This window comes from Stenotrophomonas sp. CFBP8980, from assembly GCF_034046095.1.
GTDB classification, from domain to species: Bacteria; Pseudomonadota; Gammaproteobacteria; order Xanthomonadales; family Xanthomonadaceae; genus Stenotrophomonas; species Stenotrophomonas lacuserhaii.
Map to the genome: position 1 here is coordinate 94,248 of NZ_JAXCXF010000003.1, position 25,007 is coordinate 119,254.

At 67.5% G+C, this 25,007-nt stretch carries 23 protein-coding genes; 13 read left to right on the forward strand and 10 right to left on the reverse strand.

Annotated features, from left to right (window positions below; genetic code table 11):
* The first annotated feature begins 2 nt into the window (after window positions 1–2).
* Window positions 3–950: an XVIPCD domain-containing protein gene (locus tag SOM47_RS08885; RefSeq protein ID WP_320505372.1), complete on the forward strand. Its 948-nt coding sequence runs from the start codon at window positions 3–5 to the stop codon at window positions 948–950.
* An 86-nt stretch (window positions 951–1,036) separates the two neighbouring features.
* Here SOM47_RS08885 and SOM47_RS08890 read toward each other — a convergent pair whose 3' ends face one another.
* Window positions 1,037–1,255 (reverse strand): hypothetical protein, encoded by a 219-nt coding sequence (locus SOM47_RS08890; protein WP_320505373.1) that lies wholly within the window; start codon window positions 1,253–1,255, stop codon window positions 1,037–1,039.
* Window positions 1,256–1,424: 169 nt separating this feature from the next.
* Window positions 1,425–2,225 carry a hypothetical protein gene (locus tag SOM47_RS08895; RefSeq protein WP_320505374.1) on the reverse strand — a complete coding sequence of 267 codons (801 nt, stop codon included), beginning with the start codon at window positions 2,223–2,225 and terminating at the stop codon, window positions 1,425–1,427.
* Window positions 2,226–2,604: 379 nt separating this feature from the next.
* Between SOM47_RS08895 and SOM47_RS08900 the strand changes: the two genes are divergently transcribed.
* Complete coding sequence (locus SOM47_RS08900) at window positions 2,605–3,765, forward strand: YncE family protein (protein ID WP_320505375.1); 1,161 nt, start codon at window positions 2,605–2,607, stop codon at window positions 3,763–3,765.
* A 204-nt stretch (window positions 3,766–3,969) separates the two neighbouring features.
* On the opposite strand, the gene SOM47_RS08905 is transcribed toward SOM47_RS08900, so the two are convergent.
* Complete coding sequence (locus SOM47_RS08905) at window positions 3,970–6,660, reverse strand: UvrD-helicase domain-containing protein (RefSeq protein ID WP_320505376.1); 2,691 nt, start codon at window positions 6,658–6,660, stop codon at window positions 3,970–3,972.
* Between the two features lie 199 nt (window positions 6,661–6,859).
* Here SOM47_RS08905 and SOM47_RS08910 point away from each other — a divergent pair, with 199 nt between their 5' ends.
* The 3 genes from SOM47_RS08910 (at window position 6,860) to SOM47_RS08920 (ending at window position 8,928) form a co-directional block, all read left to right on the forward strand.
* Window positions 6,860–7,672: an alpha/beta fold hydrolase gene (locus SOM47_RS08910; RefSeq protein ID WP_123700302.1), complete on the forward strand. Its 813-nt coding sequence runs from the start codon at window positions 6,860–6,862 to the stop codon at window positions 7,670–7,672.
* A 74-nt stretch (window positions 7,673–7,746) separates the two neighbouring features.
* Window positions 7,747–7,911, forward strand: a complete 165-nt coding sequence (locus tag SOM47_RS08915; protein ID WP_182657244.1) for a hypothetical protein — start codon at window positions 7,747–7,749, stop codon at window positions 7,909–7,911.
* A gap of 48 nt (window positions 7,912–7,959) precedes the next feature.
* Window positions 7,960–8,928, forward strand: coding sequence for a polysaccharide deacetylase family protein (locus tag SOM47_RS08920; RefSeq protein WP_192084272.1), 969 nt, complete (start codon window positions 7,960–7,962; stop codon window positions 8,926–8,928).
* An 83-nt stretch (window positions 8,929–9,011) separates the two neighbouring features.
* Here SOM47_RS08920 and SOM47_RS08925 read toward each other — a convergent pair whose 3' ends face one another.
* From SOM47_RS08925 to SOM47_RS08950, 6 genes are all read right to left on the reverse strand, one after another.
* Window positions 9,012–9,947, reverse strand: a complete 936-nt coding sequence (locus tag SOM47_RS08925; protein ID WP_042612752.1) for a GAF domain-containing protein — start codon at window positions 9,945–9,947, stop codon at window positions 9,012–9,014.
* Window positions 9,948–10,022: 75 nt separating this feature from the next.
* Entirely contained in the window at window positions 10,023–10,868 is an 846-nt protein-coding gene (locus SOM47_RS08930) for an MnmC family methyltransferase (protein WP_192084273.1), read from the reverse strand.
* A gap of 70 nt (window positions 10,869–10,938) precedes the next feature.
* The gene (locus SOM47_RS08935; RefSeq protein ID WP_197974362.1) at window positions 10,939–11,226 is read right to left on the reverse strand and encodes a hypothetical protein; all 288 of its coding nucleotides are present in this window, start codon (window positions 11,224–11,226) and stop codon (window positions 10,939–10,941) included.
* Between the two features lie 57 nt (window positions 11,227–11,283).
* Complete coding sequence (locus tag SOM47_RS08940) at window positions 11,284–11,661, reverse strand: MerC domain-containing protein (protein WP_192084274.1); 378 nt, start codon at window positions 11,659–11,661, stop codon at window positions 11,284–11,286.
* A gap of 58 nt (window positions 11,662–11,719) precedes the next feature.
* Window positions 11,720–13,324, reverse strand: a complete 1,605-nt coding sequence (locus SOM47_RS08945; protein WP_192084275.1) for an ATP-binding cassette domain-containing protein — start codon at window positions 13,322–13,324, stop codon at window positions 11,720–11,722.
* Between the two features lie 156 nt (window positions 13,325–13,480).
* Window positions 13,481–15,082 (reverse strand): EAL domain-containing protein, encoded by a 1,602-nt coding sequence (locus tag SOM47_RS08950; protein WP_192084276.1) that lies wholly within the window; start codon window positions 15,080–15,082, stop codon window positions 13,481–13,483.
* Between the two features lie 241 nt (window positions 15,083–15,323).
* Here SOM47_RS08950 and SOM47_RS08955 point away from each other — a divergent pair, with 241 nt between their 5' ends.
* Window positions 15,324–16,094 carry a lytic transglycosylase domain-containing protein gene (locus tag SOM47_RS08955; protein WP_192084589.1) on the forward strand — a complete coding sequence of 257 codons (771 nt, stop codon included), beginning with the start codon at window positions 15,324–15,326 and terminating at the stop codon, window positions 16,092–16,094.
* 93 nt (window positions 16,095–16,187) lie between these two features.
* The gene (locus SOM47_RS08960; RefSeq protein ID WP_192084277.1) at window positions 16,188–18,263 is read left to right on the forward strand and encodes an NHL repeat-containing protein; all 2,076 of its coding nucleotides are present in this window, start codon (window positions 16,188–16,190) and stop codon (window positions 18,261–18,263) included.
* A 33-nt stretch (window positions 18,264–18,296) separates the two neighbouring features.
* Here the strand turns inward: SOM47_RS08960 and SOM47_RS08965 are convergent, their stop codons facing one another.
* Complete coding sequence (locus SOM47_RS08965; protein ID WP_192084278.1) at window positions 18,297–18,674, reverse strand: YciI family protein; 378 nt, start codon at window positions 18,672–18,674, stop codon at window positions 18,297–18,299.
* 206 nt (window positions 18,675–18,880) lie between these two features.
* Here SOM47_RS08965 and SOM47_RS08970 point away from each other — a divergent pair, with 206 nt between their 5' ends.
* From SOM47_RS08970 to SOM47_RS08995, 6 genes are all read left to right on the forward strand, one after another.
* Entirely contained in the window at window positions 18,881–19,297 is a 417-nt protein-coding gene (locus SOM47_RS08970) for a YciI family protein (RefSeq protein ID WP_192084279.1), read from the forward strand.
* Between the two features lie 40 nt (window positions 19,298–19,337).
* The gene (locus tag SOM47_RS08975; RefSeq protein ID WP_192084280.1) at window positions 19,338–19,760 is read left to right on the forward strand and encodes a VOC family protein; all 423 of its coding nucleotides are present in this window, start codon (window positions 19,338–19,340) and stop codon (window positions 19,758–19,760) included.
* A 2-nt stretch (window positions 19,761–19,762) separates the two neighbouring features.
* Window positions 19,763–21,007, forward strand: a complete 1,245-nt coding sequence (locus SOM47_RS08980; RefSeq protein ID WP_414715786.1) for an RNA polymerase sigma factor — start codon at window positions 19,763–19,765, stop codon at window positions 21,005–21,007.
* A 112-nt stretch (window positions 21,008–21,119) separates the two neighbouring features.
* Complete coding sequence (locus SOM47_RS08985; protein ID WP_192084281.1) at window positions 21,120–22,769, forward strand: M28 family metallopeptidase; 1,650 nt, start codon at window positions 21,120–21,122, stop codon at window positions 22,767–22,769.
* A 199-nt stretch (window positions 22,770–22,968) separates the two neighbouring features.
* Complete coding sequence (locus SOM47_RS08990; protein WP_192084593.1) at window positions 22,969–24,228, forward strand: sensor histidine kinase; 1,260 nt, start codon at window positions 22,969–22,971, stop codon at window positions 24,226–24,228.
* Window positions 24,218–24,988 (forward strand): LytR/AlgR family response regulator transcription factor, encoded by a 771-nt coding sequence (locus tag SOM47_RS08995; protein ID WP_192084282.1) that lies wholly within the window; start codon window positions 24,218–24,220, stop codon window positions 24,986–24,988. The genes SOM47_RS08990 and SOM47_RS08995 overlap by 11 nt, the downstream gene beginning before the upstream one ends.
* Window positions 24,989–25,007 lie beyond the last annotated feature (19 nt).

Sequence of the window (25,007 nt, forward strand, 5' to 3'; positions counted from 1 at the left end):
TAATGGACCAGAACGATCGCTACACCGTGACCATCTACGCGGCCGCCCCCGGCACTCCGCTGATCAATCCCGAGCGGCCAGATGCGCCTCGTGAGACTTCGCTGACGGGCCATATGTACCTGAAGGTGTCGCATGGCGAAGAAGCGCGGAGCATGGGTTGGCAGCCTGGCGGCCGTACGCCGGAGGGTTACTTGGGTAGGGTATCTCCCGACGACGTGGACACCTACGTAGATCCGTACTACGCACGTACGATCGAGGTGACCCGAGAGCAGTACGAGAAGATTCAGGAGTTCGGCAGGGCGCCGACGCGTTTCGGCTTCGACCCGAGCTACAACGCCTTCTCCAATGGCTGTACGGATTTCACCTGGGGCGCACTGAATCACGCAGGACTTCACGCGAACGTGGGTCCGGTTCCCTTCAAAGAATTCGAGGGCATCATGCAGCCCGCGAAGAACATTCCCGCCATCGAAAGCATCAAGGCGCCCTTCCCGGACAGCGATCTGAACAAGGTCGAGCGTAACCCCATGCCGGAACGCGATTGGAAGCAGTTCCTGCTGTCCGACAACGACCGCGCGATGATGGACCAGGTGAATCGCGGCGTGGCCTCCCTGGATGCATCCCATGGCCGCGCGTCGGACGAAGCCAGCGAGCGCATGTGCGGCAGCCTGTTCTGCCTGGCAAAGGAAAACGGCCTGTCCCGCGTGGACCACGTACTGCTCAGCCAAGCCAACGAGCAGGGTCATGCAGGCACCAATGTGTTCGTGGTCCAGGGTGATCCGTCAGATCCCGCCCACCTGCGCGCCAGCATGCCCACCGCCGTCGCCGCGCAGACGCCCGTGCATGAATCGATGGAACAGGCGCAGCACATCAACCAGTCACAGCATCAGGTGGCTATGCAGGAACAGAGCCAGGTGCAGGGACAGCTGGCCGCCGTGCAGCGGATGGGGTGAGGTTCGCCTGCGCGAATGGGGTCATGTAGAGGCGACTTCAGTCCGCTGTATTTAGGTTCTTCAAGCTGTGCCGACCAAGGTCGGCACTACAGGCGCTGCCGATGCTCATTCGGGTCATCGTTCCATCCCAGTGCTGCGACGAGCTTGGCTGAGATCCATTGGCAGACTGGGAACCAGGCCAGCGTAAAGATCAGCGAAAGTCCTGACAGCGACGCGGGAAGCATCCAGGACAGCATCCCGCCGCCAAGAAAGATTGCGAAGAAGAATAGATGGATGATCGCCTTTCGCCTGCCGTGGGTGGTCATCGGTGGTTCGCCTTGAACGTATCTACGTTACTGCGCTGCAAGAGATCCATCTTGCTGTCACGGAGAACCTGAGCCCGCCATGGAAACTTCGATTGACCAAGGCATGCACGTTCCTTCGTATCTGCGGCTGATGTCGCTGATCGTCAGGGGACGCCTTGCTTCGTGTCAACTACTTCACTTCTGCGCGGCCAATCTGGGCACGCACGCCGTCCTCCATCTGCTTCCAGTCCTTCAGCCACGTGTGCTGGTAGCTCATCTGGATGAACAGATTCCGCCTGGCATCGGTGAAGTAGTGGATGCAGCCGGCGAGCTGCGCGGGGTCCATTGCGGCGATGGTGGGGTCGTTGCGGCCGCTGAGCGAGGGCTGCAGGGCCCTGGCGGGATCGCATGAGATGAAGGTGCCCAACCTGCCATCGGTGGACTTGGCGATGTACCAGTCCGGTTCATGCCCGGGCGTGCGTGTCAGCGCCTTTTTGTAGCGGGCCTGGTAATCGTGGGCGTAGGCTGCCATCAGCTGTTCGTTGACTGTGTAGGGCGCCAGTCCCCACTGCGGTGGCTGTTGCAGGCGCAGTTCCAGGCGCTCGCGTGGGTCGCGCCGCTCCAGGGAACCCGCTGCGCTGCTGCCGTCATTGACCAGCTTGCGTTCCAGCATCGCCGTCGCCGATACGCCCTCGGGAGACTCGATGGTGATCGGCACCTCGGCCAGCATTGCCCGCACCGCGGCCGCACCCTGTAGGTTCGAGGCAGTGACGCGTGGACCCATGGTCGGCGCGATGAGCGTGAGCTCCACCGGGCCCCGCGCGGGCGGCGCTTCGTCACCTGCCAACTCGCTCAATCGCCAACGGTAGGCCTGCGTGCCCAACACCACCACAGCACTCCCGGGCGCATTGGCCGCGTGCGCGCAGGAGAGTGATCCGGCAAGAAGGATCGGAACCAGCAGCGCACTGGAGTTTACTGATGCACGTGCCATGGGAAATCTCCACTCAGGTTGGTCCGAGGGACTATGGAGATCGCTTGATGGACGAAAACCTGCTGGTCATCGATAAGGGCAACAGGTGCGTGCCAAGCGCCGTGGAAGACACCGTCCACGCGTGATTCGCAGTGCGATTTCCGCGCTACCCCGGTTCAACGGGCGCACTGTTCACGGGAGCCGCGGGCCGTGCATGTGCCGAGGACCGACTAAAGTCGGCCGCCGCCGGGGAGGTCGCGTCCACGCAGCTGGGTTACCATGTCGTCCTCAGCCAGCCTGCCCACGCACTCGTCGTGTGGCCGGCCGCTTCGGTGTTTCTGCACTGCATACGCGGCCGCGCGAGCCAAGGATCTTTCCTGACTCACACAAGGACGCTGCAATGAATTCGATCTCCCCCAAGACCCCGGGCATGGCCCGTCGCTGCACCGTTGCTGCCCTGGCCGTGGCGATTGCCATCGGCATGGGCGCACCCGCAGCCTACGCGGCCACGCCGGCCGTCAGCAGCGCCGCCGCCGTGCAGCGCAGTGCCGTGGCGCAGGGCCTGTACGAGCTGGCCTACAGCGCCCGGCAGAACGCGGTGTACGTGGCCTCTTCGGGCGGCTTCGGCGATGGTGCCGGCCCCGCCCAGGTGCTGAAGCTGGACCCGGTCACGTTGGCCGTGCAGGCCACTATCCCGCTGGAGCGCAAGGGCTTCGGCGTGGTGCTGGACGATGCCAATGACCGCCTGTACGTGGGCAATACCGTGGACACCTCGGTGACGGTGGTCGACACCGCGCAGGGAAAGGCGCTCGGCATCGTGCAGTTGATGGAAAAGAAGGTGGGCAAGGACGGCAAGGCCAGCTACACCCACGACCTGCGCGAGCTGGTGGTGGACGGCGCCAACCACCGCCTGTACGTCACCGGGCACTCCGGCGAGGGCAGCGTGCTGTTCGTGGTGGACACGCAGTCGCTGAAGCTGCTGGACACAATCCCCGGCCTGGGCAACGCAAAGGCACCTGGCCTGGCATTGGATGCCGCCAACAAGCGCGTGTACACCAGCAACCTGCTGGGTGAAGTGGTGGTGGTCGGTACCGATACCGGCAAGGTGGAGCAGCGCTACAAGGTCACCGCCGAGCAGCCGATGAACATCGCGCTGGACCCGGCCGGCCCGCGGCTTTTCATCACCGACCAGGGCTCGGAGATGATCCGCAAGTACCAGGGCAGCAGCATCGAAGGCTTCGCGTCCACGCACCCCGGCAAGCGCGTGCTGGTACTGGACCGCACCACCGGCAAGGAACTGGCCAGCATCCCGGCCGACGCCGGCACCCTGGGCATCCTGCTGGACGCACCGCGCAAGCGCCTGTACGTGACCAACCGCGAAGCGGGCACGGTGACCGGCTATGACAGCGACAGCTATCAGAAGACCGGCGAGTGGTCGGTGCCCACGCACCCGAACAGCCTGGCACTGGATGCCACGAACAACGTGCTGTACGTAAGCATCAAGAACGGCGACAAGGAAGAAAAGGGCGCGCAGGAAAGCGTAGCCCGCATCGCCCTGTAACCCGGTAGTGACGGCCGCTGGCCGTCAAGCTTCTGCGCGTGATGCCGCAAGCGGGGGTGGGTGACGACCGTTGGTCGTCACTGATGGCGTTCCCATCACACCCAGGCTTTGGTAGGTGCGGACTTCAGTCCGCACTCTCCCAAACGAAGGAGTCTTCGCGCAAAGCCCCAGCCGACTGAAGTCGGCTCTACCGCGCCGTCGTTCCTACGCGGTCAGCCGCGGCTTGTGCTCGCAGCGCGGATAGCCGGAGCACGAATGGAAGTCACCGTACTTCCCGGTCTTCTTCACGATGACGCCGGTACCGCATGCGGGGCAGCGTTGTTCCTTCACCGGCGTTCCGTCCAGCGTGGTGACCTGAACCGCGCCGTCCCGTTCCAGCTCATCCAGAAATGCCGAGCGCTTGCCGGAAACCGTGAACATCGCCACCGAGCGCCGTGCCCGCGTCAACGCCACATAGAACAGCCGTCGTTCTTCGCCCAGCGGATACGTGTCCCCACTGGGCATCGCCAGCGACAGCACGTCATCGTCCGCGCGCAGGTTGGGGAAGGCGCGGTCCAGCAGCGCCGGCAGGATCACCACGTCCGCTTCCATGCCCTTGCTGCGGTGGGCGGTAAGGAAGCTGACCTCCAGCGTGGTGCCGAAGCGTGAGCGCCAGTTGCCGGGCAGATAGGCACGGTCGGCGTTGTAGCGGCCCAGCACGAAGACGCTGAGCTTGCCGTCGCGGCCTGCTGGCATCGCGCCGGTCAGGCACGCTTCGTGCAGCTGCTGCAGGTACTGGCCCACGGCATCGCTGAGCTGATCACGCGCATCAACCTGGCACGCCTGCAGCACCGGCCCATGGCTCGGCGTGCTTGACCATACGTGCTTGCGGATCTGCGCCGGGTTGGCGCTGATGAAGCGGCTGGATACATCGCACAGGGCCTGCGGGCAGCGGAAGGTCTGCTCCAGCCGCAACACCTGTCCGTGGCCGAACCACTCGCTGAAGCGGGTCATCACCGAGACGTCGGCACCGGCGAAGCGGTTGATCGACTGCCAGTCATCGCCCACTGCGAAGAAGTACGTGCCCGGCTGCTGCACCAAGGCACGACACAGGCGCGCGCGGGCCCGCGATGCATCCTGGAATTCGTCCGCCATCACCAGCGTATACGGCGATGCATGGCGGCCTTGTTCCAGGTGCTCTGCGGCCTGGTTGAGCATGTCCTCGAAGTCGATGGCGTGCTCTGCATCCAGCGCGTCGTCCCATGCCTGCAGCACCGGTCCGGCGATCTCCAGGAAGCGACGGTAGCGCTCCTTGAACTGGTCGTCGGGCATCTCGCGCAGTCGCGCGGCCATGTCGTCCAGGCCGAGGCAGTTGCTCTTGGCATGGCTGATGAAGGTGCGCATCAGGCCGATCAGCTCGGCGTCGGGCATCGGCTTCTGGCCGTCGTCCGGTACGTCGCGGTCCGGGTTGGGATCGACCGTCACGCCCCCTGTGGCCAGTGCCTGGCCCAGATCATCAAAGGCCCAGCCCATGCGCAGGTCGTGCGAGCTGGTGTCCAGATGAGGGCCTTCCGTGTGCGGCAGCGGATCGGTGTCCGCGCCGCCATGCCGGTGATGCAGCCCGGCATCCGGGTAATAGAACTGCGTGGGCTGTGCGTGGAAGGCCTCCTCGCCTGCGTCGAAGCGCTGGCTGCGGTCGTACGCATAACGCACGCCGTTGTAGAACAGCCAGTCGGCCAGGATGCAGTCTTCCACGCTGCGCACGCGCTCGCCCTGCAGGGTGCGCACGTAGCCGCTGCCGTCCCTGTCCCAGCCGTCGGCATCCATCGCACCGCCCTGCGCCGGCAGGTCGCGGCCGAACACCAGCCGGAACATGTCCCAGCGGGTGAGGAAGGCGTGCGAACGGTCCTTCAGCTGGTCGATGAGGTCGGCCAGTCGATGGAAGCCGAGCGTGGCATCCACCGCCCAGTCGGGCACCTCCGGCCGGCGCCCGGTGACACTGGCGATGATCGCCAGGCCGAGTGCGTGGAAGGTGCGCGCCTGCACCACGCTGTCGCCCATGCCGAGGCGGGCGAACGCGCGATCAGTGCGTTGCTGCAGTTCGCCGGCGGCTTCCTTGTTGAAGGCCAGCATGACGATCTGGCGCGGCTCGGCGTAACCGCGCTGGATGGCATAGGCGGCCTTGGCGACCATGGTGGAGGTCTTGCCGGAACCGGCGGCGGCTACTACCTGCACGCGGTTGTCGAAGCAGATCACCGCGTGCGCCTGTTCGTCGGTGAGCGGGCGGCTTTCAACGCGATCCAGCAGGGGGCGCGCTGCGTTGCGTTCGGTGGCGAGGATCTGCGCGTTGACGGCTTCGCAGGCAGCGTGCCAGTCCTGTTCCCACAGCTCCAGTTCGATCAGGGCCGATTCGCGTTCTTCGTCGTCCAGCGGCAAGTCGGCGTCATGGAACAGGGCATGCAGTTCCGTGGATGACAGGCCCATGGGCGGGCGCGCGTCCAGCAACGCCTGCTGGTCGTCGTGACCGATCCAGCGCCGCTGGGCGCGGCGTTCGGTCAGCAGTTCCTCGGCATCGCCATTCCATTGGCGCATCAGGTCAAGGATATGCAGGAAGGCGGGGCCGCGCTCGCGCTGTTCCTGCGCCTGTTCGGCAGTGTCCAGGGCCCTGCTGAGGGTGCCGGCGTCGGCGTGGGACAGGCCGTCCAGGGTGATCGTCGGGCCTTCGCGGCGCTGCATCACTACGCTGGCCCACAGCAGGCCGCGCTTCACGGTCAATCGCGCATCGAAGCCGAGGGTGAGCCGGTGGACGGCGTCGCCGAGGTGGATCACCACGTCCTCGCCGTCCAGGTGTAGTTCCCATGCGGCAGCGCGGGGCAGGGCGAGGGCCAGGCGCGAAGGTGTCCAGTGCTGCGTCATGCGTACTGCGGTCCTGCGGGATCGGCGTTTCAACGGTGTTGTCATGATAGGGCAGCGTGGGGGCATGCGCGCGGTGCGGGCGATCAGGTGCGCCGGTCCGCGCCGTGCAGGCCATGTCACGACGGCGCCGCGATCTTTCACGACGGCCCAAGCCCCGGCCCCTTAGCGTTGACCCTCCTTCCCCTTCCATGGAGTTGCCATGACTGCGTCCCGCGTCCGTCTGCACGTTGAAGATTCCGGTGGCACTGGCCGCCCGGTCGTCCTGATCCACGGCTGGCCGCTGTCGGCTGAATCCTGGAAGGCCCAGGTGCCGGTGCTGCGCGATGCCGGTTACCGGGTGATCGCCTATGACCGTCGCGGTTTCGGCCGTTCGGACAAGCCGGCTGACGGCTACGAGTACGACACGTTGGCCGCTGACCTGGCCGGTGTCATCGAAGACCTGGACCTGAAGGATGTCTCGCTGGTCGGCTTTTCGATGGGCGGTGGCGAGGTGGCGCGCTATATCGCCAACCACGGTGAAGAGCGCCTGCACAGTGTGGTGTTCGCCGCTGCAGTGCCGCCGTACCTGCTGAAAACCAGTGACAATCCCGACGGCCCGCTTACCCAGGAAGCCGCCGATGAGATGGCCGGCGCCTTGGCCAAGGACCGTGAAGCCTTCTTCGACGACTTCACCAAGAAGTTCTTCAGTGCCAACGGCAAGCTGAAGGTGACCGAGGCACAGCGCCTGGAAGCGGTGGCGCTGGCCCACCAGTCCGACCAGACCGCCGCACTGGGTTGCCAGAAGGCCTTCGGCACCACGGACTTCCGCGAAGACCTGAAGAAGGTCACCGTGCCGACCTTGGTGCTGCATGGCGACAGCGATGGCACGGTACCGTTCGAAGGCTCCGGAAAGCGCACCCACGAAGCCATCGCCGGCAGCGAAGTGGTGGTGCTGAAAGATGCCCCGCACGGTTGCAATGTCAGCCATGCAGATGACTTCAACCTGGCCCTGCTGAACTTCCTGAAGAAGTAAGCTTTGCCCCTTGCCTGCGATGACGCCCGGCCGCAACGCCGGGCGTTGTTGCGTCCACGCCACGGGAACCTGTCATGCGCAAGTCGACCACGCCGCCCTGGAAGAAGCCCAATCCCAAGGGGCAGGCCTCGCGCCCGCTGACGGACGCGCAGAAGGCCGCCGCGCGGCAGCGGGCGGAGGAGAACGGGCGACCGTATCCGAACCTGGTGGACAACATGTGGGCGGCCAAACAGCGGTAGAGTCATGGGCTGCTCGACTACCCGTGCGCCGTGGCCCCGATGACCTTGATGACCTCACGTTTCTTTGCGTTGCTGTTGCTTGCCATCGCGGGTGTCGGCCATGCGGCCGGGATCGACCGCCGTATTGCGGTGACCATCGATGACCTGCCATGGGCGCGACTGGACGAGATCCAGCCGGCGGACCTGCAGGCGCGCCATCAGGCATTGCTGGGCCAGTTGAAGCAGGCGAACGTGCCGGTGGTCGGCTTCGTCAACGAGAACAAGCTGGAAGTGGACGGCGTGGTGCAGCCGCAGCGGGTGCAGATGCTGCGCGACTGGCTGGATGCGGGCTATGCGCTGGGCAACCACACGTGGTCACACATGGATTTGAATGCCGAGGGCGTGGAGGCGTTCCAGCAGGATTTCCTTCGCGGTGAGCGGGTGCTGCGCCCGCTGCTGGCCGAGCGCGGGCAGGTGCCGACGTGGATGCGCCACCCGTACCTGCGCGCCGGCCGCACGGCGGAAGACCGTGCGCGCATGGACGTGTTCTTCGCCGAACATGGCTACCGCATCGCGCCGGTCACGGTGGACAACGGAGAGTGGGTATGGGCCTTCGCCTATGCCAACGTGCTCAACGAGCAGGCCGACACGCCGGCGCGCGAGGCCGTGCTGCGGCAGCTGCGCCGCGGCTACGTGCCGTACATGTTGAACAAGCTGGATTACTACGAGGCGCAGTCGGTGGCGCTGCTGGACTATGCGCTGCCGCAGGTGTGGCTGATGCATGCCAATGAGCTCAACGCGGCGACCTTCGCCGAGCTGGTGGCGGCGACGCAGCGGCGTGGTTATCGCTTCGTCAGCCTGGACGAGGCGATGCAGGATGCTGCGTACGCGCGCGGCACCACCGGGTATGACGGCCGCTACGGGCCGAGCTGGCTGCACCGCTGGGCGATGGCCGAGAAGCAGCCGAAGACCTTCTACGCGGGTGAGCCGGAAGTGCCGGCGTGGGTGAAGACGTTGGCGAAGGTAAATTACGAATAACCGCCGAGCCGGGCAGCGTGGCTCTGGTAGCGCCGAGCCACGCTCGGCGAGCGCGCAGCGCGGCATGTGTCAGGCATGCAGCATCAGGACACCGCCACGCTGTCCTTCGCCGCGCTCAGCGCCTTGTCCGCGCGCAGGAACACCGCCGACGTAGGCTCGCCGCTGTCGGTGCCGGCGCTGCCCATCAGCAGCGATGCGCCCAGCGTGCGGCGCAGGTCCTGGGCCACCTTCTGCAGCGCGGCCAGCGTATCGGCGTCCTGCTCCACGCCCAGCACCGCGATGAACTCGCCACTGCCGGTGACCCGGTTGATGCTGTCGCCGCGTGCGGGCTGCAGGCACTGCTCCAGCTGCTGGTCCAACTGCTGCAGCTGGCGTTCCAGTGCGCGTTCGCCCAGCCGCGCCGACAGCGCATCCAGGTCCTGCAGCTCCAGGATCACCACCGAATACCGGCCCGCCGCTTCCGGTGCCGAGCCCGCTTCGATCTCCAGCCCCTGGTTGAGGATTTCCGCCACTGCCTGCTCGCGTTCGCGGCTGCGCGCTTCCATCAGCGCCATCGTCAGCCGCGCCAGCGCCTTCAACGCCTCGCGCTGGGTTTCGTTGAGCTCGCGCGGGTTCAGGTCGACCACGCACACGCTGCCCACCGCAGCGCCGTCGTCGGTGACCAGCGGCATGCCCGCGTAGAACCGCGCACCCATTTCCTTGAGCACGGGGTTGTCGGCGAAGCGCGCGTCCTGCTGCAGGTCGCCGATTTCCATCAGGTGTTCGGGCTGGCGGATCGCATGGTCGCAGACGGCGACGTTGCGCTCGGTCTGGTGGCCCTCCACGCCGGTGCGCGCCTTGAACCACTGGCGGTCGCGATCGATCAGGGTAACCAGCGCCATCGGCGTGCCGCACACCGCCGCCGCGACCTTGACGATGTCTTCGTAGGCCGGTTCGGGCAGGCTGCCGACGATGTGCAGCGCGTCCAGCGCGCGCTGGCGTTCGGCTTCATCGGCGGGCTGGGCATGGGCGTCGGTCATGGCGTGCTCTGTAGCGATGGTGTCCTGCCAAGATTACGGCAGGATCCGACAGCGAGGTTAACGCGGCCCAAAGGCTCAGCCGCGATAGGTCGCCAGCACGCCGTCCAGCGCGAGTTCGGCCTTGAAACCGGCCTTTTCCAGCCGCTTGGCGACTTCGCGCGGCACATCGCGGCCGCTGGTCAGCTTGTTCGGTGCGCCGGTGTAATGGAACAGCTTGCCACCGCTGCGGATCACCCGTGCAAGCTGGTCGTAGAACACCTGCGAATACAGTTCACCGGCGATGCCGAAGCGCGGCGGGTCATGCAGGATGGCGTCCACGCTGTTGCTGGGCAACGCGGCGATTTCTTCGGATACATCGCCCTGCGCCAACTGCAGGCGGCCACCGGCACGGGCCGCGTCCGGATCCGGTGACCACGGGTTGAGCGTGCGCAGCCACAGCACGTCCGGGTTCTTTTCGAACGAGCGGATCTGCGCCACGCCGGCGTCCAGGCAGCAGGCAGCGAAGTAACCCAGTCCGCCGCAGGTATCGAATACGGTCTTGCCCGCCGGGGCGATCAGGTCCACCTTGCGGCGCGCATCGTCGAACGGCGACAACTTGGCGCTGGGCAGCATCTTGATGCCGTCGATTTCGAAGGTCGGCGCGCCCCATTCAGTTGGCACCAGCTTGATCAGCGATGCGCTGAAGCGCGAGATCGGCAGGAACTCCTCGCCGTCCCAGTAATACAGCGTGCGGTCCTTTACCTTGCCCGGCCACGGGTAGGACTGGCCACGGAAAACGAAGCCATCGGCAGACAGGCCGACGTCTTCTTCGCTGCGTCCCAGGTCCAACGAACCGGCCCAGCTGGGCGCGCCGGCATCGGCCGCGCGCTGCAGGGCAATGGCGGATTCGCGGGTCAACAGGGGGCCGGAATAGTGGGGCACGGGGCATTCGCGTGGCAATCAGGGCCGCTAGTGTAGGACGCAGCGGGTGATCGCGTTACCGGTGCGGGGCTCAGTGCAGGATCATCGACACCAGGAACAGCGCCAGCGGCACCGCGGAAAAGGCCGCGCCGGCCAGTGCCAGCCACGGCCAGCGCTCATCGCGCACGCGCGAGGCCAACACCGCGCAGAATCCGCACATGGCCGCAGCCAGCACGCCCACCGCGGTGGCGCTGTTGCCGCTGGCGCCCATCGCGCGGGCCGCCTGTTCGATCAGCACGCCGATCACCATGCCCAGCCAGCTGCATAGCCCGAACCAGGGCACCACGCCGCGTTTGATCGCACTTCCTCTTGCTGACATCGCCTGCGCTCCGTTGCCTGCACGGCCGGATGGCCGCCGCCTACAGTAACCGCTTGCTCAGCACTGGCGGTGACGGCGGCGCGCGTTCCACAGGTGGGTGGCGGCCAGCAGCAGGCTGCCGATCACCGTGACCACCGTTTCGCTGTCGTGGCTGGGGAACTCCAAAGCGCCCGCCAGCAGCAGCGCCAGGCCGGCTGCTGCGGCCAACCAGGCCGTGGCCGGCAGCGGGTGCTGGCGGTGGGCGCGCCACAGTGCGAAGCCGGTGACCGGCAGGGCGATGGCCACGAACACGGCGTGTACCCACTCCGCTTCGGCCCACGCACCGAACAGCGGAAGCGCGGCGGCCAGCAGCGGCAGGGCCAGGCAATGCAGCAGGCACAGGCTGGACAGGGCGACGGCGCTGGCGTCGAGCAGGGCGGCTTGGCTGGATTTCATCGGAGGCGGGAACAGGAACTTGGTGTTACATAGTAACACTGTGCCGACGAGCCTCCTCTCACCACGGCCGCAGGGTCCAGTCGGTTTCGTTCATCTGCAGCACGTGGGTGGGTTGCATGGCCTGCAGCAGCGCGGGGTCGTGGCTTGCCATGACCAGCGTGCCGGTGAACTGGCCGAGCAGGGTCTCCAATGCGTGCAGCGCGTCCAGGTCCAGCGCGTTGCCCGGTTCGTCCAGCAGCAGCAGGCCGGGGGCGGGGTCGGCATACAGGGTGCACGCCATCGCCGCTTTCAGTCGCTCGCCGGCGCTCAGCGTGGCGCTGGTCCGTTCGATGCGCGCGGCATCCAGGCCCAGCAGGGCGAGCCGGGTGCGCAGTTCGGCCACCGGCGTGGCCGGGCAGGCCGCCTGCAGCGTCGCCAGCGCGCTGCTGCCCGCGTGCAGCGTCACCAGCGCCTGGTCCAGCAGGGCCGCCGGTACGCCGATATCACAGCTGCCGGCACGCGGCGCCAGCTGGCCGGCCAGCACCCGCAGCAGGGTCGATTTGCCGCTGCCGTTGTCGCCCACCACGGCCAGCCGCTGGCCGCGCTGCAGGATGAGGTCCAGCGGTGCGCGGCAGCCGTGCGGCAGCTGCATGCCCTGCAGCCGCACGACCTGCTGGCTGGCGTGCGGGCTGGGCGGTGCGAAGGCGACCAGCTGCGTGCCCGGGATGACGCCGGCGCTGGCCTCGCGCAGGCGGTCCGCACTGTCGGCAAGGCGCTGCGCCTGCAGTTGCGCATGCCGTCCGGCGCTGGCTTGTGCGCGCTGTTTCTGCAGTCCCAGCAGGATCGGTGCCTGGTTGGCATCGCGTGCGCTGCGTGCGCCGCGCGACTGCCGCTGCTGGGCGCGTTCGTGCAGTGCGCGCGCATGCCGTTGCTGCTGCCGGTGTTGCTGTCGCGCATGGTCCAGCTGCGCCTGCGCGGCGGCTTCCTGCACGGCCTTGGCGTGGACGTAGTCTGTGTAGCCACCGCCGAAACGCTGCAGCCCGTGCGCATCCAGTTCGACGATGCAGGCCATCTGGCCCAGCAGTTCGCGGTCATGGCTGATCACCAGCAGCCCGCCGCGCCAGCGCTGCAGTGCTTCGCGCAGCTGGGCACGCCGCCGTGCGTCAAGGTGGTTGCTGGGTTCGTCCAGGATCAACCAGTCTGCGCCACTGGCCCATGCGCCGGACAACGCCACCTGCATCGCCTGCCCGCCACTCAGGCGCGCGGCGGGATCCTCCGGCTGCAGGTCGGCGGGCAGCCCGCTGCGCTGCCACTGCAGGCGCAGTTCTTCGCGCAGGTCCCAGCGCTCCCCGACGCGGTTGAAGTCTTCGATGTCGACCTGCCCTGCGCCGATCCGCTCCAGCGCATCCAGCACATCGCCGACACCGGCCAGGTCGGCCACGCGTCCTTGGGGTGCGCCACTCAGCGCGGGCAGCAGGAACACCCGCCCACCGCCATGGCAGCGGCCGGACGTGGGCGCCTGGCTGCCGGCGAGCACGCGCGCGAGCACGCTCTTGCCGACCCCGTTGGCGCCGACCAGTCCGGTGGCAAGAGGATCGAAAGTGAAAGACAGCTCGGTAAACAGTGCACGCCCATCAGGCAGGCGGCAGGTCACGCGTTCAAGCGTGAGCGGATGCGTGGTCATGCAGACCTCCAACAGATGCCATCGACTCCCCCTGCGTACAGGGGCGGGAGAAGAATCAGGCCGTCGACGAAGACGGCGGCATCAGTGGCGCATTGGCGTAAGCCTCCAAATGGATACGCCGATTATAGGACGGCCGCATGAACCGTATGAAGACGGCTACTGTCCGGGCTGGCGTTGGGTGTTCTGCATGTCTTCGCGTGCCGCGCCATACAGTTCCTGGCGGCGCTTGTGGAAGGCGATGAATTCCTCGCGCGGCAGTGCCTTGGCGAACAGCCAGCCCTGGGCGAATTCCACCTGCCGGCTGTGCAGGTAGGCCAGCTGGTCTTCGGTTTCCACGCCTTCGGCCACCACGAACAGCCCCAGCGTCTTGGCCATGTCGATGATGTGGCCGGTGACCGGGCTGGTGGCGCTGTCGGTACCGATTGCATCGATGAACGATTTGTCGATCTTCAGCGCGTCCAGTGGCAGCTGCTGCAGGTACTGCAGGTTGGAGTAGCCCACGCCGAAATCATCGATGGCCACCGCGTGCCCGGAATGTCGCGCCGCGGAGATCACCGCACGCGCCTTTTCGATGTCCATGAAGCCGCGCTCGGTGGCCTCCAGCCAGATCTGCTGGTTGGCAATGCCGGTGCCGGCCAGCTTGGCGGCGATGACCTTCAGCGCACGGCCGCTGATCATGTCTTCCGGTGCCAGGTTGATGGCGATGTGCGCGCTGCGGTCGCCGACCAGCAGGTCGCGCATGTCAACGATCACCCGCTGGATCACTTCGTCGGTGATCGCCCCCACCAGCCCGCTGGCTTCGGCCAACGGAATGAACAGGTCCGGCTGGACTTCGCTGCCGTCGGCGCGACGCCAGCGCACCAAGGCTTCGGCGCCCACGCAGATGCCGGTTTCCAGCTCGATGATCGGCTGGTAGACCACGTACAATTCGTTGCGGCGGATGGCATGGCTCAGCTCGCCTTTGAGGGAATAGCGCCGCCGCGACAGGGCGATGGTGCATGCGATCGCCGCTGCGCCCAGCAGCAGGCTGATCGGCACCAGCACCCAGGCCTGCTGCAGGAAGATCCCTGCCATCCCGGTGCGTGGCGTGGTCACGATGGCCAGCCACGCTTCGCTGCGTGCACTGGCGAACAGGAGCGTGCCGTCATCACCGGTGCGTGGGTCGCGCAGCAGCGACTGCAGCAGCGCCTGGTCGGGCAGTGACTGCTGGGCGATCAACCGTCCGTCCGGGGTGGCGACGGCGATGCGGATGTCGCGCGTACCGATCAGGTCGACGAAATGGAACGGATCCATCAACGCCTCGTAGTCGCCCAGCCGCAACGACAACATGCACCGTCCGTAGGGTGCGCGCGGTTCCTGGTCCAACCGCAGGGTGGCGCCGTCGGCGGTGGTGTGGTCCGGCTGGCCGGGCGCGAATACCGCGACCGGACGGCCCCACGAGGTGCAGCGCACGCGCCCCTGCTGGAAATAGCTGATCTGGTCCACCGACGAGGTGGTGACCACCCGGGTCTGCATCAGCTGGATGTGCTCCGGGCTGCAGGGCGCCAACGGGGTGTGCTGCATGGCCTGCAGTGCAGAGAGCGCCTGCAGGTAGGAGTGGTCGGCCCGCTCCAGGGCGCGTTCGGCGGTTTCGCGCAGCTGGGCCTGTGCCGTGTTGGCGGCGTGATGCCAGCTCAGCCAGGTCATCATCGCCAACGGCAGCGCAGCGGCGAGCAGTCCCACCAGGGCGGTCAACAGCAGCATGCGCGGGCGGTTCATCGACAGCTCCGTGTCCAAGGGGAGGCGTTGGGCCAGGCACTGCCTGCAGGTGTGCCTTGCCCACCAGCGTAGCGGAACGCTGTGGTGGATTGGGGGCGGCCGGCGGGCGCGCCCCCGGTGTGGGCTGTCTGCCACGCAGGGCGTCGGCCAAGGCGGCCAGAAACGTCAGCCGGCGTCTTCACTGGGGATTCCGCGTCCGCGGAACACCATGCCGCCGACCTCCCTGCTGATGCTCCTGCCGATGCGCGTGCCTGCCTGCTTCTGTGTGCTGTTGTTGGCCGTTGCGTGCGGGCCGGCGCAGGCGCGCACGGTGTACCGCTGCGTGCAGGGCAACACGGTGAGCATGGCAACCGCGCCGGAGCCAGGATCGCGTTGCACGGCCAGAGAGATCGATGACAGCGCCGTGCAGGCGCCCAACCTGTGGGGAAACATGGGGGTGTTCAGCGGCACCCTGTACGAACGCGAGCAGGACGGCAGGCTGGTCTACTCCACCCGCAACCTGCCCGGATCGCGGGTGTACCTGAAGTTCACCGTGGCCACCCCGCCTGGCGAGCCGGCGCATGCCGGGCTGGGGCGCGTCGGCGCGGCACAGCTGGCACCGCATGCGAAACAGTTCAAGGCGGCGGCCAAGGCCACGGGCGTGGAGGACGCCTGGCTGCGTGCGATCGCCCATGCAGAGAGCGGCTTCGATGCGGCCGCGGTGTCGCCCAAGGGCGCGCAGGGGGTGATGCAGCTGATGCCGGACATCGCCAGCGACTACGGCGTGCAGGACCCGCTGTCGGCCGCGCAGTCGATAGATGGCGGTGCCCGCCACATGCGCGCGCTGCTGCGGCGCTACAAGGGCGATCACGTTCTGGCGGCGGCGGCCTACAACGCGGGCATCGGCGCGGTGAGCCGCTACAACGGCGTGCCGCCGTATGCCGAAACGCTCGCCTACGTGGAAAAAGTGATGGCACTGTACGCGCGCTACCGCGAGGCGATGGGCTTCCGCAGCGAAGTTCCCGCACGTTGAGTCGGCGGCCGGTATCCGCCCTGCACCGGACTGCCTTGGCGCGCGTTGCGGCAGCGGCTATCGTCGTCGCTGCGAAAAAACGAAAGGATGCAGATGGTGCGTGTGCGATGGATCATCGGAGTTGCCGCGGTTACCACGCTCGCCGTTGCGGCGACCTTCCTGCCGCGACCGGTCACCGAGGCGGTGCCGGCAGGACCGGCGCCAACCCCGCTGGGGTGGACCGCGCAGCTGCAGCCGTTGGCCGGCGATGGCGTGCCGGGGCTGCGTGATGGGGCGCCAGCGCAAGCGCGTTTTTCCGATCCGTACGCGCTGCTTGCGCTCGACGATGGCGGTCTGCTGGTGGCCGATGCCGGCGACAACAACCGGATCCGCCGTATAGCAGCGGATGGCAGCGTGTCCACGCTGGCCGGCAGCAGCGAGGGGCTGGCCGATGGGTCGGCGCTGCAGGCCCGTTTCCATACCCCTTCCGGGCTGGCGCGTGACGCGGCCGGCGCAGTGTACGTGGCAGACACCGGCAACCATGCGATCCGCCGCATAGGGCTGGATGGCCAGGTCACCACGCTGGCCGGCGGCACCCGCGGCTTCGCAGATGGCCCTGCGGCACAGGCCCGTTTCGATGGCCCGATGGGCGTGGCGGTGGATGCGCTCGGCAATGTCTACGTGGCCGATACCTGGAACGACCGCATCCGGGTGATCAGCCTGGATGGCGTGGTGCGCACCCTCGCCGGCGGGGGCGAGCCGGCGCACATCGATGGCTTCCCCGGCGTGGCCCGCTTCGATACTCCGGTGGCCCTGGCGTGGGACGGCGACGGCGCGCTGCTGGTAGCCGACTTCCATAACAACGCGATCCGCCGGGTCGGCATGGACGGGCAGGTGGATACGCTGGTGCCGTCCTCCAACGTGATCAATGGTCCGCTGTCGCTGGCGCGCAGCCATGACGGCGTGCTGTACGTGGGCGACCGCAGCGGGCGCATCGTCCAGGTATCGGCGCAGGGCCACCAGATCGCGCTGGTCGGCACCGGTCAGGTACCGCGGCTTGCCCGCCCCAGTGGCTTGGCGGTAGCCGCCGATGGCAGCCTGCGGGTGGCCGATGCAGCGGCGTGGCGCCTGCACCGGGTGGCCGCGTTGGATGCGGGCCAGGCGCCTGCACCGGCACGGGTGGGGCCGGCCGATGATGCGCCGTTGCCACGCACCGAGGGCCGCTGGCCGCTGGCGCCGCAGCAGGGCTGGCACGAGGTGGTGGGCACGCTGGGCGAGGTACGCGGCAACTTCAAGGGCGAGAGTCGCCACCACCTGCATGATGGCTTCGACGTGCGCGGCGATGTCGGCCAGACCGTGCTGGCGATCGCCGATGGCAAGATCGACAGCCCGTTGTCCAGTTGGACCGTGGGTGGACAGGCCGAAGGGCTGGAGGTCGGGCCGCTGCGTTATCTGCACATGCGGGTAGGCCGCGATCCGCGCGGGGTGGCCTTCGACGAACGCTGGCAGCAACTGTTCAATGCGGAGGGCAAGCTGGAGCGCATCCGCCTGCGCCGCGGCACGCGGATCCACGCCGGCGACCGTCTGGGCAGCATCAACAGCCAGGCACACGTGCACCTGAGCGTGGGCAGCAGCGGCTTCCAGCGCAATGCCGCGCTGCTCGGGTTCAACGGCTTCGTGGACAGCGTGGCGCCGCGCATCACCGATGTGGCGCTGCTGGATGACGCCGACCAGCCGCTGCGCGCCGATGCGCAGGGACGCGTGCCGGTGTCACGCAGTGGGCGCGGCGTGCAGATCGTGGTGGAGGCCTGGGACCAGGTGGACGGCAACCTGCCGCGCCGACGGCTGGGCCTGTACCAAGTGGGTTACCAGATACGGGATGCGGCCGGGCAGCCGCTGGCCGGCTACGAGCAGCCGCGCTGGAACATCGTGTTCAACCGCATGCCCCCGCAGCAGCAGGCGGTGCGCGTGGCGTATGCGCCGGACAGTGGCATCACCGTGCACGGCAGCGCGGTCACCCGCTTCCGTTACCTGGCGACCAACACCGTGCGCGATGGACTGATGGCGGCAGGGCGCTGGCAGGCAGCGGCCTTGCCCCCGGGTGAGTACGTGATCCGGGCGCACGCGCGCGACCACAGTGGCAACGATGCGCTGGGCGGGCGCGACCTGCGCGTGGTGCTGGTCGACTGAGCAGTTGGGTGCGGTCTCTGCTGCGGCGCTGGCTCAGGCGCCGAGGCGCCGCCGTTCGGCGTCGAGGTCTTCCAATGGACGCACTTCGATGCTGCCAAAGCGTGCCCACGGGAAGCCGCGGGCGATGCGCAGGGCGCTTTCGTGGTCGGGTGCCTGGATCAGGTTGAACCCGGCCAGCAGTTCGCGGGTTTCAGCGAAGGGACCGTCCAGTACGCGTTCCTCGCCACTGCGTACCCGCACTGTGCGGGCCTGTTCGATCGGCTGAAGTTTCTGCGATGCCAGCAGCGTGCCTTCGGCCTGCAGCGCATCGGCATGCTGCAGGCATGCCCGCATCAGCGCATCGAATTCCTCGCTGGGCAGGGCGCCGAGCAGGGCGGGGTCGATATAGATCAGCAGGGCGTACTGCGGCATGGCGGATGTCCGTGGGCGGCGGGTGCCCATGATCGCGCAGACCCGTGCCAGGCTGTGTTGCGGCGCCGCATCGGCGCGTGCTGCGTGGCCCTGCACGTGACCGGATGGCGGGTGATCCAGCGTTTGCGGGGGATGTCGATTTCCCTGCCCGTGGTTCGTCGACATCATGAAGGCCGGGCACTACTGGCCATTTTGGGAGCGTAGACATGAAGGTGATGGTTTTCGTCAAATCCAATGCCAGGATCGAGGCGGGCACCCTGCCCAGCACCGATCAAATAACGGCCATGGGCCATTTCAACGAAGCGCTGGTGCGCGCCGGGATCCTGCTGGCGGGGGAAGGGCTGCATGCCAGTGCCCGAGGCAAACGCGTGCGCTTCGGCGAGGCCGCGCCGCAGGTCGAAGCCGGACCGTTTGCCGATCCCGACTCACTGGTGGCAGGCTTCTGGCTGTGGCAGGTGCGCTCGCTGGAAGAGGCGCTGGAGTGGGCGCAGCGCGCTCCCTTTGCGCCGGGCGATGTGCTGGAACTGCGCCCGCTGATGGCCGAAGAAGATTTCGGTGAGGCCTTCACCGCCGAACTGCGCGAGAAGGAACAGCGCCTGCGCGAACACAGCGCCGCGCGCTGAGCTTGTTCCATCAATCCACGATTGCACCGGAGTATCGAAGATGAAACTGATTCCTTTCCTTGGCTTCAAGGGCCAGACACACGAAGCGATGGCGTTCTATGCCCAGGCGCTGGGCGGCAAGGTCACCGCGGAAATGCAGTACCGCGACATGCCGCCGTCCGACGGTTCGCCCGGCTGCAACGAGATGCCGCCGGAGACCCTGGATCATGTCGCGCATTCGCAGCTGGAGGTGGGCGCGGCGGTGCTGATGGCTGCCGATGGCCCCGGCGAGGACGGCGGTGGGAGCACCACCATCAACGTGGACGTGGATACCCCGGAGGAAGCCGAGCGGGTATTCGCCGCGCTGGCCGAAGGCGGGGTGGTGCACATGCCCATGGCCGAAACGTTCTGGGCGCATCGCTGGGGCATGCTGCAGGACCGCTATGGCAAGCCGTGGATGGTCAACTGCATGAAGACGCCCTGAGCATGCAGGAGCGGCTGCAGGCATTGTGGCGGATGGAGTCGCCGGGGTTGATCGCGCGCCTGGCACGGATGTTGGGCGGTGACGTCGGCCGGGCCGAGGAGCTCGTGCAGGACTGCTGGCTGGCCGCGCTGGAGCGTTGGCCGCTGGAGGGCATGCCGGACAATCCAGGAGCCTGGCTGATGACCGCTGCGCGCAACCGTGCCATCGATGTGCTGCGCCAGCGCCAGCGGATTGCCGGGCAGCATGCGCGATGGGGCGAAATGCTGCATCCAGCTGCGGCGTCAGCGCCGGATGACAACGATGCGTTGCGCGATGACATCGGCGATGACCTGCTGCGACTGGTGTTCGTGGCCTGCCATCCGGTGCTGTCGGCCGATGCGCGGGTGGCGCTGACCCTGCGGCTGCTGGGCGGGCTGACCACGCAGGAAATCGCCCGCGCGTTCCTGCAGCCCGAACCGACCATCGCCCAGCGCATCGTGCGCGCCAAACGCACGCTGGAACGCAGCCAGGTGGCCTTCGAGGTGCCGCGCAGCGCCGAGCTGCCGGCGCGCCTGCACTCCGTGCTGGAAGTGGTATACCTGGTATTCAACGAGGGCTACGCGGCCAGCCACGGCGAAGACTGGATGCGCCCGGCGCTGTGCGAGGAGGCGCTGCGGCTGGGGCGGGTGCTGGTGGCGCGGCTGCCTGCGCATGCGGCGGTGCACGGGCTGCTGGCACTGATGGAACTACAGGCCTCACGCGGCGCCGCGCGCACCGATGCGGACGGGCGTGCCGTGCTGCTGGAGCAGCAGGACCGCGCGCGCTGGGACTGGCTGCAGATCGAGCGTGGCCTGGCGGCACTGCAGCGTGCGCGGGAGTTGCGCGGTGACGATGATCGCTATGTGCTGCAGGCCGGCATCGCTGCCTGCCATGCCCGTGCGCGGGTTGCCGCGCACACCGATTGGGCGGCGATAGCGGCGCTGTACGACCGCCTGCTGCAGGTGCAGCCGGGCCCGGTGGTGGCGTTGAACCGGGTGGTGGCGGTGCTGCGCGCGGAGGGCCCGTTGGTGGCTTGGGGGCAGCTGCAGCCGCTGCTGCTGGAACCGCGGCTGCAGGCGCACGCGCCGTTGTGGGTAGTGCGCGGGGAGGTGTTGGCGCGGCTGGGGCGTGGTGAAGATGCGCGTGCTGCGTTCCTGCACGCGGCGCGGTTGAGTGGAAACGCGCGCGAACGCGAGGCGCTGTTGGCCCGCGCGGATGCGCTTCGGTGATGCCTGGGGATTGACGGCCAGCGGCCGTCACTACCGTTGCGTGCGGCCATCACTACCGGGGCAGGCAGCGGCTACACTCGAGGTCTTGTCGCAGTCCCTGCTGGAGAGAGCAATGAAGCGAGTGGTAATGAGCGTGCTGGCCCTGTCGGTGTCCACCGCGGTGATGGCGGCGACGCCGAAGTTCGACGGCGCGCGGATCTCCGCCGACGTCAAGGAACTGGCCTCCGATGCCTACGAAGGCCGCTCCCCGGCCACCGCCGGCGAGGCGAAGACCATCGCCTTCCTGAGCCAGCAGTTCGCTGCCGCCGGCCTGCAGCCCGGTGGTGACGTGCAGGATGGCAAGCGCCTGTGGACCCAGGCCGTGCCGTTGCTGAAGGGCGACATCGTCGGCACCCCGCAGCTGTCCCTGCAGCAGGGCGGCAAGGCCGTGCCGCTGGAGCAGGGCAAGCAGATCGCCGTGCGCGCGGCAATGAACGGTGCCCACCAGGTCGACATCAGCAAGGCCCCGCTGGTATTCCTCGGCTACGGCGTGAAGGCACCGGAAAAGAACTGGGATGACTTCAAGGGCGTGGACCTGAAGGGCAAGATCGCGGTGGTGCTGATCAACGATCCGGACTTCGAGACCGGCCAGGGCGACTTCGACGGCAAGGGCATGACCTACTACGGTCGCTGGACCTACAAGTACGAAGAAGGCGCACGCCAGGGCGCGCTCGGCGTGCTGATCGTGCACGAGACCGCACCGGCATCGTATGGCTGGGCCACCGTGGCAGGTTCCAACACCAACACCATGTTCGACGTGGTGCGTGAGACGCCGGCCGAAAGCCACCCGTTGCTGGAAGGCTGGATCCAGCGCGACCTCGCGGTGGACCTGTTCCGCTCGGCCGGCCTGGATTTCGAGGCGCTGAAGCAGCAGGCGCAGCAGCGTGACTTCAAGCCGGTGCCGCTGACCGCTGCCAGCCTGGATGCGAAGTACGCGGTGAAGACCGAGGTGATCACCTCGCACAACGTGGCCGCGCGCCTGGAAGGCAGCACGCACGCCGATGAGACCGTGGTGTACAGCGCGCACTGGGACCATATCGGCGTGGGTGAGCCGGATGCCCGCGGTGACCGCATCTTCAATGGGGCGCTGGACAACGCCAGCGGCACCGCGTCGCTGGTAGAGCTGGCGCGGGGCTTCGCCAAGGCGCCCAGGCCGCAGCGTTCGCTGCTGTTCCTGGCGGTGACCGCCGAAGAGAAGGGGCTGCTGGGGTCGGAGTACTACGCGACCCATCCGCTGTATCCGCTGGAAAAGACCGTGGCGGTGATCAACATGGATGGCATGGCGCCGTTCAGTCCATCACGCGATTTCGGCATCTACGGCACTGCGCGCTTCGAGCTGCTGGACCAGTTGAAGACCGTGGCGCAGCGCTGGGACATCCGCTATACGCCGGATCCGAAACCGGAAGCCGGCCTGTTCTTCCGCTCCGACCACTTCCCGTTCGCCAAGCGTGGCGTTCCGGCGCTGTCCTGGTCGGCCGGGCAGGACTGGGTGGACGGCGGTATCGCGGCGGGTAAAAAGGCATCGGACGACTACACCGCCAAGCGCTACCACCAGCAGGGCGATGAGTGGCAGCCGGACTGGAAGTTCGCTGGCGCTGCGCGTGATCTGGAGGTGCTGTACACGCTGGGTAGCGAGCTGGCGAACTCACGTGCGTGGCCGAACTGGAACGCCGAAGAAGCCTTCCGCGCGGTGCGCGACCAGAGCGCTGCGCAGCGCCGCTGAGGCGGGGGTTGCAGCGCCGGGCCATGCTCGGCGGGTGGCGGGAAGAGCGTGACGACCAACGGTCGTCACCCACCGGGGCCGGGGCGGCCGTCACTACGGGGGGCGGTTGGTCGGCTGATTCCCGGCTTTCGTCGCCGGATGCTTGCGGTGGTGGGCTGGCGCACTATGCTCGGCCCATTCCTTCGTGAAGGCCGCCTCCGTGTTCCCCAGCGTCTCCTTGATCTTCCGACACCTGTTGGCCTGGACGGCGGCGCTGATCGTGGCCGGCATGGTCTGGAGCGGGCTTTTCAGCGGCATGAACGATGGTCCGGGCTGGGTGTTCGGGCTGCTGGCGATGTTCCTGATGCTGTCCGCGCTGGGCAGCGCGATCACCCATGTGCGTCGGGTGTGGCTGGTGGCCGGCAAGCTGGACGGCAGCACGCTGTCCAGCCGCCAGCGGCGGCAGATCGAGCTGCCGATGGATGCCGGCCCGGCGTTTGCCCTGCTGGAATCGGCGATTGCCGAACTGCCGCGGGTGGAAGACATCGAGAGTGCAGCAGGCAGCCTGCAGGTACGTGCCTACGTGCGCCGGGTGGATCCCTGGAATGGCCGCCAGCCTTCACGCTGGAACCTGCCGGCGCGGCTGGCGATCAAGCGCAACAGCATCCTGGCGACCATCACCCCGGGCCAGGGCACCAGCACGGTGACGCTGTTGTTCGAACCCGATGCCGGCTGGTGGGCCGACCTGCTGGCACTGGATGAGGGCAGCAACTACGAGAACGCCGAGGCCGTGACCCGGGCCGTCAGCCGCCGCGTGGCCGACCAGCGTCGCGACGAACAGGCCGCTGCCGAACAGACCTACGTGGAAAAAGAGCTTTCGGTCGCGCGCCTGAACCTGCTGCACGCGCAGGTGGAACCGCACTTCCTGTACAACACGCTGGCCAATGCGCAGGTGCTGACGCGCACTGATCCGGCACGTGCGGACGTGATGCTGGGCCACCTGATCCAATACCTGCGTAGTTCGTTGCCGAGCATGGACGAGTCGGTGTCCACGCTGGGCGTGGAGCTTGAGCGTACCCGTGCCTATCTGGAAATCCTGCGCATCCGCATGGGCGCTCGGTTGGGCGTGGAGGTGCAGGTGCCCGATGCGCTGCACCGCGTGCAGCTGCCTTCGATGGCGCTGCAGACGCTGGTGGAAAACGCAGTGAAGCATGGCCTTGAACCCAAGCCCGGTGGCGGTACGATCTGGATCATCGCGCGGGCCTTCGATGACCACGTCACCGTGACCGTGGCCGACGACGGCCTGGGCTTCGGCCACGGCACCAGCGGTACCGGCATCGGCCTGAAGAACCTGCGCGAACGCCTGCGCCTGACCTGCGGTGAGCAGGCGGGGGTGGCGATCGTCGCCAACTTCCCCAGCGGCGTGGCCGCCACCATGACCCTGCCGCAGGTGGCCAAGGAGCCGCGCCATGCCGCTTGATGCCTTGATCGCCGAAGACGAAGAGCTGCTGCGCAGTGCGCTGGCGGACCAGTTGCGCCGGCTGTGGCCGGAGCTGCGCATCGTGGCCGAGTGCGAAGACGGCGCCAGTGCGCTGGAGCAGTTGGCCGAGAAGCAACCGGACATCGCCTTCCTGGATATCCGCATGCCCGGCATCAGCGGCATCCAGGTGGCGCGCGCGCTGGGCGAGCTGAGCGCACGCACGCAGGTGGTGTTCGTGACCGCCTACGACCAGTACGCGATTGATGCCTTCGAACAGGGCGCCATGGACTACCTGCTCAAGCCGGTCAGCGACGAGCGCCTGCTGGCCACGCGCGAACGACTGCTGGCGCGCCTGCCTTCAGCGCGCAACGACGATGCGGTGCTGGAGCGGCTGCTGCAGCGCCTCGGCAACGGGCAGCCGCACGCCGACACCCCGCCGCTGGCTTGGATCACTGCAAGCAATGGACGCGATACCGTGCTGATCATGCTGGAAGACGTGGTGTATTTCCGCGCGGACAACAAGTACACCACGGTGGTTACCGCGGCCGGGGAAAGCCTGTTGCGCACCCCGTTGCGCGAGCTGCTGGAGGCGCTGGATGCGCGGCAGTTCCGGCAGGTGCATCGCTCCACCATCGTCAACATGAAAGCCGTGGCGGCGGTCAGCCGCGATGACACCGGACGCGGCGTGCTGCGCCTGCGCGACCGGCCTGAAACGCTCACCGTCAGTCAACCGTTCATGAGCCTGTTCCGCGGCATGTAAAGCCGCCCCGGGCCAACAA

Coding starts and splice junctions, on each gene's coding strand:
- SOM47_RS08885 (WP_320505372.1), top strand. CDS start 3: ATGGACCAGAACGATCGCTACACCGTGACCATCTACGCGGCCGCCCCC.
- SOM47_RS08890 (WP_320505373.1), bottom strand. CDS start 1,255: ATGACCACCCACGGCAGGCGAAAGGCGATCATCCATCTATTCTTCTTC.
- SOM47_RS08895 (WP_320505374.1), bottom strand. CDS start 2,225: ATGGCACGTGCATCAGTAAACTCCAGTGCGCTGCTGGTTCCGATCCTT.
- SOM47_RS08900 (WP_320505375.1), top strand. CDS start 2,605: ATGAATTCGATCTCCCCCAAGACCCCGGGCATGGCCCGTCGCTGCACC.
- SOM47_RS08905 (WP_320505376.1), bottom strand. CDS start 6,660: ATGACGCAGCACTGGACACCTTCGCGCCTGGCCCTCGCCCTGCCCCGC.
- SOM47_RS08910 (WP_123700302.1), top strand. CDS start 6,860: ATGACTGCGTCCCGCGTCCGTCTGCACGTTGAAGATTCCGGTGGCACT.
- SOM47_RS08915 (WP_182657244.1), top strand. CDS start 7,747: ATGCGCAAGTCGACCACGCCGCCCTGGAAGAAGCCCAATCCCAAGGGG.
- SOM47_RS08920 (WP_192084272.1), top strand. CDS start 7,960: ATGACCTCACGTTTCTTTGCGTTGCTGTTGCTTGCCATCGCGGGTGTC.
- SOM47_RS08925 (WP_042612752.1), bottom strand. CDS start 9,947: ATGACCGACGCCCATGCCCAGCCCGCCGATGAAGCCGAACGCCAGCGC.
- SOM47_RS08935 (WP_197974362.1), bottom strand. CDS start 11,226: ATGTCAGCAAGAGGAAGTGCGATCAAACGCGGCGTGGTGCCCTGGTTC.
- SOM47_RS08940 (WP_192084274.1), bottom strand. CDS start 11,661: ATGAAATCCAGCCAAGCCGCCCTGCTCGACGCCAGCGCCGTCGCCCTG.
- SOM47_RS08945 (WP_192084275.1), bottom strand. CDS start 13,324: ATGACCACGCATCCGCTCACGCTTGAACGCGTGACCTGCCGCCTGCCT.
- SOM47_RS08950 (WP_192084276.1), bottom strand. CDS start 15,082: ATGAACCGCCCGCGCATGCTGCTGTTGACCGCCCTGGTGGGACTGCTC.
- SOM47_RS08955 (WP_192084589.1), top strand. CDS start 15,324: ATGCGCGTGCCTGCCTGCTTCTGTGTGCTGTTGTTGGCCGTTGCGTGC.
- SOM47_RS08960 (WP_192084277.1), top strand. CDS start 16,188: ATGGTGCGTGTGCGATGGATCATCGGAGTTGCCGCGGTTACCACGCTC.
- SOM47_RS08965 (WP_192084278.1), bottom strand. CDS start 18,674: ATGCCGCAGTACGCCCTGCTGATCTATATCGACCCCGCCCTGCTCGGC.
- SOM47_RS08970 (WP_192084279.1), top strand. CDS start 18,881: ATGAAGGTGATGGTTTTCGTCAAATCCAATGCCAGGATCGAGGCGGGC.
- SOM47_RS08975 (WP_192084280.1), top strand. CDS start 19,338: ATGAAACTGATTCCTTTCCTTGGCTTCAAGGGCCAGACACACGAAGCG.
- SOM47_RS08980 (WP_414715786.1), top strand. CDS start 19,763: ATGCAGGAGCGGCTGCAGGCATTGTGGCGGATGGAGTCGCCGGGGTTG.
- SOM47_RS08985 (WP_192084281.1), top strand. CDS start 21,120: ATGAAGCGAGTGGTAATGAGCGTGCTGGCCCTGTCGGTGTCCACCGCG.
- SOM47_RS08995 (WP_192084282.1), top strand. CDS start 24,218: ATGCCGCTTGATGCCTTGATCGCCGAAGACGAAGAGCTGCTGCGCAGT.